General features: G+C 65.3%; 12 protein-coding genes. All 12 read right to left on the bottom strand.

All coding sequences use genetic code 11. The features are described 5' to 3' along the window. Positions 1–2 precede the first annotated feature (2 nt). Positions 3–2,237 (bottom strand): type II secretion system secretin GspD, encoded by a 2,235-nt coding sequence (gene gspD, locus AC13FW_RS08025; RefSeq protein WP_482988745.1) that lies wholly within the window; start codon positions 2,235–2,237, stop codon positions 3–5. Positions 2,238–2,246: 9 nt separating this feature from the next. After that, positions 2,247–2,927: a hypothetical protein gene (locus AC13FW_RS08030; protein WP_482988746.1), complete on the bottom strand. Its 681-nt coding sequence runs from the start codon at positions 2,925–2,927 to the stop codon at positions 2,247–2,249. Beyond that, positions 2,917–3,525 carry a type II secretion system protein GspM gene (gene gspM, locus AC13FW_RS08035; RefSeq protein WP_482988747.1) on the bottom strand — a complete coding sequence of 203 codons (609 nt, stop codon included), beginning with the start codon at positions 3,523–3,525 and terminating at the stop codon, positions 2,917–2,919. The genes AC13FW_RS08030 and gspM overlap by 11 nt, the downstream gene beginning before the upstream one ends. Next, on the bottom strand, positions 3,500–4,627 hold the full coding sequence (locus AC13FW_RS08040; RefSeq protein WP_482988748.1) for a PilN domain-containing protein: 1,128 nt from the start codon (positions 4,625–4,627) through the stop codon (positions 3,500–3,502). Before AC13FW_RS08040 ends, gspM begins: the two co-directional genes overlap by 26 nt. Further along, positions 4,624–5,478, bottom strand: coding sequence for a type II secretion system minor pseudopilin (locus AC13FW_RS08045; RefSeq protein WP_482988749.1), 855 nt, complete (start codon positions 5,476–5,478; stop codon positions 4,624–4,626). Before AC13FW_RS08045 ends, AC13FW_RS08040 begins: the two co-directional genes overlap by 4 nt. Then, on the bottom strand, positions 5,475–6,116 hold the full coding sequence (locus AC13FW_RS08050; RefSeq protein WP_482988750.1) for a prepilin-type N-terminal cleavage/methylation domain-containing protein: 642 nt from the start codon (positions 6,114–6,116) through the stop codon (positions 5,475–5,477). The genes AC13FW_RS08045 and AC13FW_RS08050 overlap by 4 nt, the downstream gene beginning before the upstream one ends. Further along, on the bottom strand, positions 6,113–6,505 hold the full coding sequence (xpsI, locus tag AC13FW_RS08055; protein ID WP_296249323.1) for a type II secretion system protein XpsI: 393 nt from the start codon (positions 6,503–6,505) through the stop codon (positions 6,113–6,115). Before xpsI ends, AC13FW_RS08050 begins: the two co-directional genes overlap by 4 nt. Then, positions 6,502–7,014 (bottom strand): type II secretion system protein XpsH, encoded by a 513-nt coding sequence (xpsH, locus tag AC13FW_RS08060; RefSeq protein ID WP_482988751.1) that lies wholly within the window; start codon positions 7,012–7,014, stop codon positions 6,502–6,504. Before xpsH ends, xpsI begins: the two co-directional genes overlap by 4 nt. Positions 7,015–7,020: 6 nt before the next feature. After that, positions 7,021–7,449, bottom strand: coding sequence for a type II secretion system major pseudopilin GspG (gene gspG, locus AC13FW_RS08065; protein WP_482988752.1), 429 nt, complete (start codon positions 7,447–7,449; stop codon positions 7,021–7,023). A 27-nt stretch (positions 7,450–7,476) separates the two neighbouring features. Continuing rightward, positions 7,477–8,694, bottom strand: a complete 1,218-nt coding sequence (xpsF, locus tag AC13FW_RS08070) for a type II secretion system protein XpsF (protein WP_482988753.1) — start codon at positions 8,692–8,694, stop codon at positions 7,477–7,479. A 31-nt stretch (positions 8,695–8,725) separates the two neighbouring features. Beyond that, positions 8,726–10,453, bottom strand: coding sequence for a type II secretion system ATPase GspE (gene gspE / locus AC13FW_RS08075; RefSeq protein WP_296249330.1), 1,728 nt, complete (start codon positions 10,451–10,453; stop codon positions 8,726–8,728). Positions 10,454–10,576: 123 nt separating this feature from the next. Beyond that, on the bottom strand, positions 10,577–12,460 hold the full coding sequence (locus AC13FW_RS08080) for a S8 family serine peptidase (protein WP_282268246.1): 1,884 nt from the start codon (positions 12,458–12,460) through the stop codon (positions 10,577–10,579). Positions 12,461–12,599: the final 139 nt, after the last annotated feature.

Consider the following 12,599-nt stretch of genomic DNA (forward strand, 5'->3'; position numbering starts at 1 on the left):
GCTCAGCGCCCCTTGGGTGCGTTGATCGGATCCAGCGCGCGGAACTTGCTGCCGTACTCGTCGGTGAGATTGCGTGCTTCCTGCGGATTGCGAACGATGGTCGGGGTCAGCAGTACGATCACTTCGCTGCGTCGGCTGCTTTGGGTCTTGCGACCGAACAGGCCACCGATCACCGGTAGTCGACTCAAACCGGGCAAGCCGGATGAGCCCTTGGTGGCGCTGTCCTCGATCAGGCCGGCCAGCATCACCGTATCACCAGCATTTACCGCCGCTTCGGTCTTCATGCGGCGGGTGTTGATGCGTACGTTGCCGTTGTCATCAGGCTCACCTTCAGGCGAGCTGACTTCCTGCACGATGTCCAGGAACACCATGCCGTCACGGGTGACACGCGGACGCACCTTGAGGATCGTGCCGGTTTCCAGGTACTGCACCTGAGCGTACTGGTTGTCGCTGATGCCGGACACCGACACCGAATACACCGGGATCTTGCTGCCCACGTTCAACGTGGCCACCGCGTTGTTGCGCACGAACAGCGACGGTGTCTGCAACAGGCGTACATCGGTTACCTGATCCAGCGCGGTGATCACCGCGGCGGCGTTCTTGCCGAGGAAGGTCCAGCTCAGCCCGCCGCCGCCCTTGCCATCACCGGGAATCAACGAGCCGGCGATATCACCCCAGATACCGCGCCCGAGGGCTGACGGCAGGCCGGCGCCGCCGTCGGCAACCGGCGTGTTCACCGCCTGCTCGAAGTACCAGTTGACGCCGTAGCTCAGGTCACCGCTCAAGGCGACCTCGGCCACCTGCGCCTCGATATGTACCTGCATCGGCATCACGTCGAGCTTTTCCACTACTTCGCGGATCGAACGCCAGGCTTGCGGTGTGCTGCGCACCAACAAGGTATTGGTTTCCTCGACGGCGGAAACACCGACGCGGTCGCCTTCCACTTCCAGGGTCACGCTGCCATTGCCCGAGCTGCGCTGCGGCAAGGCCATGCCCTCGCCCATGCCGCTGCTGCCGCTAGCACCGCCTGCGCCATCGCTTTTGCCGAACGAACCGCCGCCGTCACCGAGGTTGTCGTCGGCGCTGGCCGATGGATCGACGGTGCCGCCTTGCAGGCTGACTGCACTGGCGCCCGGTGCCAGCGAAGCGGCACCACTCTGCCCCCCACGCGAGCCACTGCCAGCACCAAACACTTCGGCCAAGCGGTCCGCCAGATCCTTGGCCTTGATGTATTTCAGTTCATAGGAGAACAGGCGGGCGCTGCCACCGGCACTGTCGATGCGGTCCAGCCACTGCTGGATCTGGTCCAGGTAGCGCGCCTGCGGGGTGATGACCAGCACCGCATTGGCGTTGTCCAGCGGCATGAAACGGAACATGCCGGCGCTGGGTGTCTTGCTGGCCTCGCCAAACACCTTCTCAAGGTCACTGGCCACCTGTGAGGCGCGTCCGGACTGGATCGGGAACACGCCCACCGACATGCCCGACAGCCAATCGACGTCGAAGATCTCGACCGTGCGCAGATAGTTTTCCAGTTCGGTGCGGGTGCCGCCCAAGGTGATCACGTTGCGGGAGCCGTCGACGCCGACAATCGCGTTGGGCCGCGCATAAGGTTCCAGCACCTTCTTCATCTCGCTGGCCGAGATGTACTGCAGCGGCACCACCCGAACTTCATAGCCACGCGCGGCCGAGGCCGGTGCGGTGCTCGGCGCGACCGTACCCGCCAGCGACTGGTCGGCCGGCACCACGTTGTAGCGGCCACCGCTGTAGATCAGGCGGGCGTTGTTCCAGCCCAGCACCATCTCCAGCAGGTTCAGCGCCTGTGCCGGCGACACCGGCTTGGGCGTGGCCAGGGTTACCGTGCCCTGCACGGTCGGGGCAATGACGTAGTTCTGGCCAAGCATGTCACCGAGGATGGCCTTGGTGACCGCCTGTACCGACTCGCCCTCGAAGTTGAACACCGCCGTGCCGTTGCCAGCGGCGGTCAAGGCGGGGGCCGGTGCCGAGGCGGCCGCGCGGTTGATCACCGTGCCATTGCCACGCCGGATCACCGCCCGGCCCTGGTTGTCATCGGGCTTGGGCGCTTCTTCGATACTCAATGGATTGGTATGTGCCGCCTCGCCGGGGCCCGGCGTGCGTACATCCGGCACGGCACTACGGCGGATGTCGGGCGCGGGCGTGGTGACGCAGCCGCTCAAGGCACCTATCAGCAAACTGGCTGCAACTATGCGTGAAGTCATGCGCTCACTCTACGGGTTCTGGCTGCCAGGGCTGCCGTTCTGATTCTGTTGTGCCTGCCTGCGGCGGGCCTGGATGCGTTCGCGGATTGCCCTGATCTGGTCCGCCGACGGCGTAATCGCTTCGGCTGACGGCGGCGCTACGGGCGCGACAATGGGTTGGGCAACCGGCGGGGTACTGCCGGGCACAGGCGCCACGCCGCCTTCCGCCTGCGGTGTTGGCCCGCCACTGAATACCTGCAGCTCCAGATTCAGCGTACCCGCGGGCCCGCTGACCACTGCGCCGCGCGGCTGCAGCGACAGCAGCTGCCAACCGTCCTGCACCTCGCCGCCCAGGCGAAGACGCAGCGACTTGCCCTGCTCTGTGGTCAGGGTGGCCATGTCCAGGCCCGGCGTCATCAACACACCGGTCAAACGCACACTGGCGGCGGTCGGCTCGCCGGCTTCACCGATGAAGAACGGATGCGGCCGCCGATCGCTGGCAAACAGCGGCCGGTTCAAGGCTTCGGCATTGTCGGCAACCACCAGCTCCGTCGCCTGCGGAACCGCCGGCAAGGCCGGCACTTCCAGCGCTGCGTTGCTGTTGCCGATCCTGCTACCGAGGCCGAACAGGCAGGCTGCCCACACCAGCAGCGCCCAACCAGCAAATGCAGCCAGCAACCAGGTGCGTAGACCCACTGTGTCATTGCCCATTGGCAACCTCCGTCGCTGGCGTGACCACGCCCGGGCGCAGGTAGCCGCTGAGCTCGAAACTGACATCCAGGCCGCCACCACCTTCGCCCATGCCTGCGGACAGGATGTCCAACCGGTCCACGCGCAACTGCGGCGTGCCGGTTTCCAGCGTCTGCAACACGTTCATCCATTCGCTCATGCCACACCGCAGCCGCGCCTGCACTGCCACCCGCGGGAAGCGACCGCTGCTATCGGCTGGCAATGGTGAGCGATCGCTGATTGCACAGCTACGCTGGTCCGGGCTGGCCAGACGTGCCGCTTCCTCAAGCCGTTGCACCAGTTTGGAGGTCGCCAGCTCCGCTGAGCTTTCCGCCATGAAGCCTGGTTGATCGACCAGTGTCTGCTGTGCCTGCTGCAGCCGTTGCGCGACCTGCGGGGCCTGCCGCAGCTGCATGCCGATGCGCTGCTGGCGTTCCTGCAAATCATGGATCTCCGCTTCGACCGCCAGCATCGGGCGGACCCACAAGGGCTGCACCAGCAGCAGGTAGATCAGGCCCATTACGGCCAGCAGCAGGCCAAGTGCCAACCAGCGGTCACGGCGCGCGCGGTGCGTTGCCATCGGCAGCCTCCTGGTTGGGGCCGCGCAGTTCCGCGGTCAAGGTGAAACGTTCGCGCGCGGTGCCTTGGCCGGCCTGCAACACACCGGTCAGTGACGGCGTCTTCCACAACGTGGAGCCTTCCAGCTTGGCGACCAGCGATGACGCACTGCTGCTCATGCCGATCAGCTGCATGCGCCCGCCTTCGATCGAGAGTTTCTCCAGCGAGGTGTCATCACCCAGCCGTTGGCTGAGCTCGTTGATGATCGCGGTGGCCGATGGCTGCTGGGTGCGCTGCGCGGTGAAGAACTGCTGGCCATCCACCAGATCCTGCAGCTGCTGCCGCTGCGCTGCCACCGCGCGCGCGCGCACTGCGGCAGCATCCACCTGCACCGCAAGCCGCGTGGCGGCGGCGCGCCGGTTGTCCAGCAACTGCCACGCAGCAAGCACCACCATCACCGTACCCGCGATCAGCAACAGCCGGTTGAGCCGACGCATCGGATCGTTGCGCTGCCGACGAAGCGCCAGCGGCAGCAGGTTCACCCCCAAGGGCTCGCCTTGCGCATCGACCGCATCCACGCCATCCAGTTGCTGCCGCCATGCCTCGCCCGGGCCCAGCAACGCGTCCACCAGTGGCCGCGGCGCGACCACCAGCTCGGTGTCCAATTGACCGTCATCGCGACGCTGCAACAGGCGCACGTCGTAATACACCTGTGCAGCACTGAAGGGGGTCTGCCGGTCAATCTCGAAGCCCAGCACTTCACGCAGGCGCGCTTCGGCCGCGGCCGGCATGCGCAGCGGCTTGCGCAGTGCCGCGCTGGCCGACAACAACCCGAAGCGCGGCAGGCCCGCAACCCGTGGCGGCAAGGCTGCTTCCACCGCAGTAGGTGACGCGCCAGCGGGCAACGCCTGCAGCAACTGCCGCTGGCCGCTCTGCAACAGCGATACTGTCAGCTGTCCGTCCACCAGCTCCAGCAGCAAGCGCGCATCGGATACGCCGAGCAAGGCCCGCCAACGTGCCGGCAGCCACGACAGCAATGCCCGTGTCCACCACGCCCAGAAGCCACCGGCACCGGGCAAGATGCGAGCGCTTGCCTGCCCCAGTCGTTCACGCAACCCCGTCATCTAGACATCGCTCCCTGTTCCCACTGCAGCACCGTATACGGCGCACCGGCCATACCACCGGGATTAAGACGGACCACGGCGCGGGTCACCGCTTGTCGCTCGGCCACCAGCTGCACCTTGCTTTCGACACTATAAGTGCCGCTGTCGCCTCCCATGGGTGAAGTTTCGCCCATCCCTGCACCGCCGTCTGCACGCTCACGCTGGGCGATGGTCAACGCCGCATCCAAGCCCATCGCGGTCAGCACCGGTGCCGCTGCGAAACGTGCGCTGGGCCTGTCACTACCGTACACGGTCACCAACGGTGCCAGCTGTGCAAAAAGTGCGGGCTCCATGCCGAGCACGCGCTGCAGCTCGCTGATACTGTCAAACGGCGCATTCCTGGCACCATAAGGCAGGCCAGCAGCCTGATAATCCGCGGTTTCCGCGCCGCCGGAGGCCTGCAGCAGCGAATCGACGTCACGCCAATCGACAATGGCGCCGGCCAGGCGCGTGGCCTTGTCAGGTGCCATCCCCAGCGCACGGAGCAGGCCCTGCAGCAGGTTCAGATCGGCCTTGTTCAGATCGACCTTGCCGCTTTCATCAACGACACGCAACTCCACCACATGGCCATCAAACTGCCAGCGATAGGGGCGCCCGTCGGCGTGCCAGCTGGGCTGGGTGGGCGTGGCGCGCATCCGCGACAGCGCGTAATCGATGCCGGCATGGGCAACCTGCTCGCCTCCGGCGAGGTCCCCGGTCACCCGGCCCTGCAGGTGCTCGACCCGAGCCGTCAGCGCAAATGCCGCTATGACCGTGGTCAACAGCGCCACCACCCACAGCACCAGCACCAAGGCTGCCCCGCGCACCCTCATCGCCAGCTCCCGGCAACGCCGTACTGCGGCAACGCGACGACCAGCGGCGGCCACGCTGGACCACGTGCCGGGGTGATGTCGATGGAGACCAGCGCCGGCATGCGCCCAGGCGAGTCCCAGCTGTCCTGCCAACGGCCCATCGCGCCGGTATTCGAATCGATGCCGCGATAGCGCAGCTTCACCTGTTTCAGATCGTCGGCCAGCAACTCACTGCCACGCGGCGGGTTTTCCTCCAGCAGCTCGCCGTTCTGCAGCAGGGTCAGACCGATCCGCAGCTCCTGCTTGTCACCGTTGCCGCTGACCTCGAGCGTGTGCAGATAGGGCCCACCGCGTCCTAGATAATTTGGCACATCGGCGACAAAGCGCAGCTGCTGCGGCGTACCGGTGAACACCTTGGCACTGCCGTTCAGCGCATCGCGCTGCATTGGCAGCGGCATCGCCGAGACCAGGCGCCTGCGCAGGAATCCCTCGACCGCACGCATGCGTTCATTGCCACTGGCTACCGCCTCGCCACGACTGCTGATGGCCAGGGTTGAACGCACCGCGGCCAATGCCAGTGCCATGCCGGCTGCCAGCAGCACGGTGGCCAACAGCACCTCGATCAAGGTGAAGCCGCGTGCGCGCAGCGGGTGCTTCATGGCGTCGCCTCCGGCGCCGGATTGCCGCGCAGGCGCAGGGTGCGCCAACGCAGTTGCTCCTGTGCGCTGTCACCCCAACGCACCTGCAGCTCCAACAACCACAACCGAGCCTGCTGCTGGCGTGGCTCGACGTAGGGAGAAACCTGCAGGCTCCAGTGATAGCGGCCCTGTTCCCATTCGCCCTGCTGGCGGCCAGCGCTCAACGGCGCCTCAACCCCGGCCACCGCAAGCAACGATTGCGCGTGCAAGGCAGCGCGCCCATAACCATCGGCCATGCTGACCTGCCGCGCCGCGCCGGACAGGCTGCCCAGCAGCAAGCTCATCGCCAACGCCAACAGGGCGAAGGCGACGATCACTTCAATCAACGAATAACCGCGTTGGCGCCTCATCCGGCGCCCTCGCGCAACGGCCCGGCCTTCACCTCGCCGGTGATCCACGCCACATCAATACGCCATACCGCGTCGCCTGAACGCAATTCGATACGGCCGCCGCTGGACGCGCCATCCTCAAAGAAACGTATGACACCTTCGTCCCTGCGCGTCTGCAATTGACCTGCGCCAGTGAAGCTGACCGTCAGTGCCTGCGGCAATTCACCATGATGACCATCCGTCCCCTGCCAGCTACGGCTGCCCGGGTTGATCTGCAATTGCTGGACGACACCGGTACTGATGGCGCGGGTCCGGGTGTAGCGCAGTTCGGCTGCCAAGGCCTTGCCGGCCGAGCGCAGACGCATGCCATCCAGGCCACCACTCATCGCCATTGCCGCCATCAAGGCCAACGCAGCCACCAGTGCCAGCACCAGCACCATCTCCAGCAGCGACATGCCGCGCATTGCACCGCGCCGTGCAGGTACGGCACGCACGGCAGCAAACGGTAGTGGAAAGCGCGTCACGACCATCAAGGCTTATTCGTAGCGGATGTCGGCGTTGTAGCTTTCGCCGCCGGGCTGGCCGTCGGCGCCCAGGCTGATCAGATCGAACGGACGACCTTCACCCGGCACCCGGTACTGCACCGGATTGCCCCACGGATCATTGAACTCCGCCGGTTTGGAATACGGGCCCAGCCAACCCGCCACACCTGCAGGCTGCGTGGACAGATCCTCCAGTTTGGTTGGCAAGCGGCCGGTATCGAGCTTGTAGTTTTCCACCTTGCTGGCCAGCGTCTGGATCTGGGTCTTGCCAAGGTTGGCCTTGCCACGGTCCGCACCGCCCAGCACACGGCTGCCGACCAGGGTCAGCACCGCGCCAATCAGCACGATGACGATGATGATTTCCAACAAGCTCATGCCGGCCTGGCGTGCGCGTGACATGGGTTGTTTCAGGGTTCGCCTCATTTCTTCATCCTTCTACGAAAACAGGGATCAACCGATGGCATTGGTGAGGTCATACAGCGGTACCAGCACCGCGATGATGACCACGCCCACCACCGACGCCAACAACAAGGTGATTACCGGCACCAACGCCGCCAGCATGCGGTCGATGGCGCGGGCACTTTCCTGCTCAAAGGTATCGGCGGTCTTGAGCAGCATGCTTTCCAGCGTGCCGGACTCCTCGCCAACCTGGATCATCTGCAGGGCCAGGCGCGGAAAACGGCCATTGCGCCCCAGTGACGAAGCCAGCCCGGCACCGTTCTTTACTGCATCGGCGGCCTCGCTCACATCAGCGACCAAGGCACGGTTGCCGAGCACGTTGCGGGCAATACCCAGCCCTGCAAGCAATGGCACGCCATTGCGCAGCAAGGTGCCAAGCGTGCGCGCAAGCCGTGCGCTCTCCAGCTTGGCAACCAATCCACCAATCATCGGCCGCTTCAACAGCCAGGTATCAAAGCCCAGACGGAATACCGGATCGCGCCGCTTGCGCTCCACCCACAGCAACAGCAGCGCCGGCACCACGATGAAGACGAACCAGCCCTGGCGCACCAGCAGACCGACCTCCAGCACCGCGCGGGTAAACCACGGCAAGGTCACATCGAGGCTTTGGTACATCAGCGAAAACTGCGGCACCACGTAGCCGAGCAGGAACAGCAGCGCCAGACCCACCACCACCAGCAGGATCGCCGGGTAGATCAGGGCGTTGATCACCCTGCCCTTCAACTCCTGGCTGCGCTCCAGGTAATCGGCCAGGCGCTGCAGGGTTTCATGCAAGCTGCCGCCCGCCTCGCCGGCGCGCACCATGTTCACGTACAGCCGCGAGAACAGGCCATGCTGCCGCTCCAGCGCCTGCGACAGTGGTGCACCGCCGCGTACGCTGTCGCGAATGTCCGCGATCACCCGTTGCGAGCGCTGGTCTTCGGGTGTTTCCGTCAGGATCGACAAGGCGCGGTCCAAGGGCTGCCCGGCGCCCAACAGCGTCGCCAGCTGCTGGGTGAACTGGACCAGGGTGGCTCCGGCGAACGGGCGGTGCCGCCAGCGCCTCCAGCTGCCGCCTTCGAACGCCGAGCCGGTCGCCGGCTTGGCTTCCACCGGCAGGTGGCCCTGCTCCTGCAGGCGTGCGATCACCTCGCCTTCGCTGGCTGCATCCATCTGCCCTTCGAGCAGATCGCCACGGGTATCCAACGCTTTGTAACGGTAACGCGGCATCAGCAGCGCCGCCCCGGATGAATGCGATGGCTCATGCGTCCTCCGTCACCCGCAGCACTTCCTCCAGCGTGGTTTCGCCACGCAGTGCCTTGCCGATGCCGTCTTCGTACATGGTGCGCATGCCTGCCTTGCGTGCGATCTGTTCGATCTCGCCCATGCCGGCCTTGCGCATCACCGCATTGCGCAGCGCATCATCCATCACCAGGAACTCGACGATGGTGGTGCGCCCCAGGTAGCCAGTCGGCGCCAGCGCCGATGGCTGCGCGCGGTAGAGATGGATGTCGCCCTGCGGCTGGAAGCGGCGCAGGCCGAAGCGCTCGATCTCTTCTTCCGACGCGCGGTAACGCAGCGCGTGGGTCGGCTCCAACCTGCGTACCAGACGTTGGGCGAGGATGCCGTTGATGGTGGAAGTGAGCAGGTAGTCCTCCACCCCCATGTCCAGCAAGCGGGTGATGCCACCGGCGGCGTTGTTGGTATGCAGGGTGGACAGCACCAGGTGGCCGGTCAGCGCCGACTGGATCGCGATGCGCGCGGTTTCCAGATCGCGCATTTCGCCGATCATGATGATGTCCGGGTCCTGGCGCACGATGCTGCGCAGGGCATTGGCGAAATCCAGCCCGATCTGCGGCTTGGCCTGGATCTGGTTGATTCCCTCCAGCTGGTATTCCACCGGGTCTTCGACGGTGATGATCTTGACCTTGTCGGTGTTGAGCTGGTTGAGCGCGGTGTACAGCGTGGTGGTCTTGCCCGAGCCGGTAGGGCCGGTGACCAGCAGGATGCCGTGTGGCTGCTCCAGCACCTTGCGGAACTGCGGCAGGAAATCCTCGCTGAAACCCAGCCGCTGGAAATCAAACACCACCGCCTCGCGGTCGAGCAGGCGCATCACCACACTCTCGCCGTGTGCGGTAGGCATGGTGCTCACGCGCAGGTCCAGTTCCTTGCCCTGTACCCGCAACATGATGCGACCATCCTGCGGCAAGCGACGCTCGGCGATATTGAGCTTGGCCATGATCTTGATGCGGCTGATCACCGCCGCGGTGAGGTTGACCGGCGGGCTTTCGCCATCGACCAGCACGCCATCGACGCGGTAACGCACCTTCAGCCGATTCTCGAACGGCTCGACGTGGATGTCCGACGCGCGCAGTTCCACCGCACGCTGGATCAGCAGGTTGACCAGGCGGATCACCGGCGCCTCGGAGGCGAGGTCGCGCAGGTGCTCGATATCGTCCAGCGGCGCGAGCTCACCATCGGTGGTTTCCAGGATCGTCCCCATCGCGGTACGGCCCTGCCCATACCAGCGCTCGATCAGCTCATCCACTTCGCTGCGCACCCCAACCACCGGAGCAACCTCGCAACCGGTAGCCAGGCGGATCGCATCGATCGCGTAGCCATCCTGGGGATCAGCCATCCACAACAGGATGCGGCCTCGTTGCTCACCCAGCGGCAGCACCAGGAACTGCTTGAGGAAGCGCAGCGGCACCGGCTCCACGCCTTCCACCAGCTCAGGCGGCTGTTCGGGCAGGTCGCGGGCGGCAAGCAGCCGCAGCTCCAGTACCTTGGCACAGGCTTCAGCATGGTCGCGCTCGGACACCAGCCCCAGCCGTGCAAGCAACACCAGCAGGTCGCCACCGGATTCACGCTGCAGCTGGCGTGCGCGCTGCAGGTCAGCGTCCTTCAGCCGACCCTGCGCCAGCAGTTCGGTGACGATGCGGTCGGCAGGTGATGGCGCAAGTTGGGCGTCGTGGGCTACCGCGTTCACGCAATCCTCCTGAGTTGGCCGAACTTTAGCAGTTCGCACCCCAAGGTCGTGCACATGAACCGGCATTACAGTTAAAAAGAGCCCCGGCAACGCCGGGGCTCCAAGGTCGTGTAGTAGTCAGAATTACTGACGGGCAACCAGACTCACACCGCTATACGAGCTCGCCCCAACCAGGGTGACGTAGTAGGTGCCAGCCTGCGGCTTGTTGATGCGCACCGTTTCGCTGTTACCGCCGCGGGTCGATTTGGCGTCGAATTCGCTGCTGCTCGCCACCGCCTCGTAGCGGACATACACCGATACGTCGCCGCTGCCACCGTAGGTCATGAAGGTCAGCACCTTGCCGGCCTCGGCCTGGAAGCTGTAGACCGTTTCACTGCCGCTGCTGCCGGCAATGCCAGTCACGGCAACCTTGTTGACCAAGGGTGTCGCGTCCGGACCACATTGCTCCACGTTGGGATCACACGGCGGCGTGGTCGCCTTTACCAGTGCGGCGTTGATGTTGAGGATGCCGGCCCCGATCGGGGTGCTGGCCGGGATCGCCACCGGGAACGGCGTAGCGGTCGTCTTCAGCAGGTCACGCATCTGGTTCAGGGTCAGCGGCGTGTCGACCACGCTCTGCACCATTGCCACCGCAGCGGCCACATGCGGCGATGCCATCGAGGTACCGCCCATGCCGCCGAGGATCCAGTTGCTCGGCTCCGGTCCCTTCTCGCCGCCGTTCATCACCTGCCAGATGTAGCCGTTCGGGTTGCCGTCGACCGAACCGCCACCGCCCGGCGCCGACAGATCCACGCGTGCACCGTAGTTGGAGTAGTAGGCACGCGCACCAGTGATGCCGGTGGCACCGACACTGATCACGTTGTTGCAGGAGGACATGGTGTAGCTGGCAGCGTTGGCATTGTCGTTGCCTGCCGCGACCACCACGATTGCGCCCTTGCTGTTGGCCAGATCGATGGCTTCCTGGTACTCGCTCGGGCAGGTCGCGGGCGATACGCTGCCCAGGCTCATGTTGATTACTTCGGCGGGATTGGTGTTGAGCGGCAGCCCCGGCACCTCGCCGCCTGCGGCCCAGACAATACCGTCAGCGATATCACTGCCGAAACCGCCGCAGGAACCCAGCACGCGTATCGGCATCACCTTGGCTTTGTAGGCCAGGCCGGCCAGGCCCCTGCCGTTGTTGGTCTCCTGGGCGATGGTGCCGGAGACGTGACTGCCATGCCAGGAACTGACATCGGCCGCGTGCGAGCCACCGGTTGCCCAGCCGGTGCAGTAGTTGGCTTCCACCCAGTCACCGATATCCCAACCACCGGCAACACGCCCGTCACTGTCGCGGCGCGATACGCGCTTGTCACTGATCATGTCGTAGCCGGGAATGACATTGTTCTGCAGGTCCGGGTTGCCCTGGGTGATGCCGGTATCGATCACCGCCACCACCACGCCCTCGCCCTGCGACAGATCCCAGGCCTGCGGTGCTCGCACACCGGTGCTGGGGTTGAAGAAGTTCCACTGGTACTGGGCATAGTTGGGGTCGGTCGGAACCATTGCCGGGGCGACATCCACCATGCGCTGGTACATGCGATCGATGTCAGCGCGTTCAACGGCCGGATTTGCCTTGAGCTCACGGACGAAGTTCGCCGCTTCCTGCGCATTGAGGGCACGCGAGGTCTTGACCACACTCCAGCCCGGCGCGCCCATGCGCCGCAGCAGCGCGGCCTGGACCGCAGGCTGGGCGGCTGCGCGAGACGTCTTGGCCACGGCACGATCCAGGCCGGCGCGCGACGCCGCTGCGCCAAGGCCACGGTTGAGCGTCGCTGCATCACGCAATTCGCTGCTGCCGGCGCGGTACTTCACCACGAACCGATAGCCACCGCTGCTGTCCACCGTGGACGAACTCAAGCCTATTGTCTTCGCAGGTCCAATTCCGGCAGCAGATGCGGCAGGCACGCCGATCGAAGCCATCAGTACGGCACCGGCAATCGCCAAACCAAGCTGGGTCTTCTTCTTCATGTCGGATCTCTCGTCTTGATAGAACAGGGATGGAACTCAACGCTGCATCGCTTTGCCGTCCTGGCCCGCAACAGCCGCACTGCGGGGGCAGCACGGCTCCTGGCGATGAACCTGGAAGCCCCCGCCGCAGCAGGCGGGG

The sequence above is a fragment of the Stenotrophomonas sp. 21LCFQ19 genome (genome assembly GCF_056861425.1).

Excerpts from the sequence above, each read along its gene's own strand:
- gspD (WP_482988745.1), bottom strand. The coding sequence starts at position 2,237 with ATGACTTCACGCATAGTTGCAGCCAGTTTGCTGATAGGTGCCTTGAGC.
- AC13FW_RS08030 (WP_482988746.1), bottom strand. The coding sequence starts at position 2,927 with ATGGGCAATGACACAGTGGGTCTACGCACCTGGTTGCTGGCTGCATTT.
- gspM (WP_482988747.1), bottom strand. The coding sequence starts at position 3,525 with ATGGCAACGCACCGCGCGCGCCGTGACCGCTGGTTGGCACTTGGCCTG.
- AC13FW_RS08040 (WP_482988748.1), bottom strand. The coding sequence starts at position 4,627 with ATGACGGGGTTGCGTGAACGACTGGGGCAGGCAAGCGCTCGCATCTTG.
- AC13FW_RS08045 (WP_482988749.1), bottom strand. The coding sequence starts at position 5,478 with ATGAGGGTGCGCGGGGCAGCCTTGGTGCTGGTGCTGTGGGTGGTGGCG.
- AC13FW_RS08050 (WP_482988750.1), bottom strand. The coding sequence starts at position 6,116 with ATGAAGCACCCGCTGCGCGCACGCGGCTTCACCTTGATCGAGGTGCTG.
- xpsI (WP_296249323.1), bottom strand. The coding sequence starts at position 6,505 with ATGAGGCGCCAACGCGGTTATTCGTTGATTGAAGTGATCGTCGCCTTC.
- xpsH (WP_482988751.1), bottom strand. The coding sequence starts at position 7,014 with ATGGTCGTGACGCGCTTTCCACTACCGTTTGCTGCCGTGCGTGCCGTA.
- gspG (WP_482988752.1), bottom strand. The coding sequence starts at position 7,449 with ATGAGGCGAACCCTGAAACAACCCATGTCACGCGCACGCCAGGCCGGC.
- xpsF (WP_482988753.1), bottom strand. The coding sequence starts at position 8,694 with ATGCCGCGTTACCGTTACAAAGCGTTGGATACCCGTGGCGATCTGCTC.
- AC13FW_RS08080 (WP_282268246.1), bottom strand. The coding sequence starts at position 12,460 with ATGAAGAAGAAGACCCAGCTTGGTTTGGCGATTGCCGGTGCCGTACTG.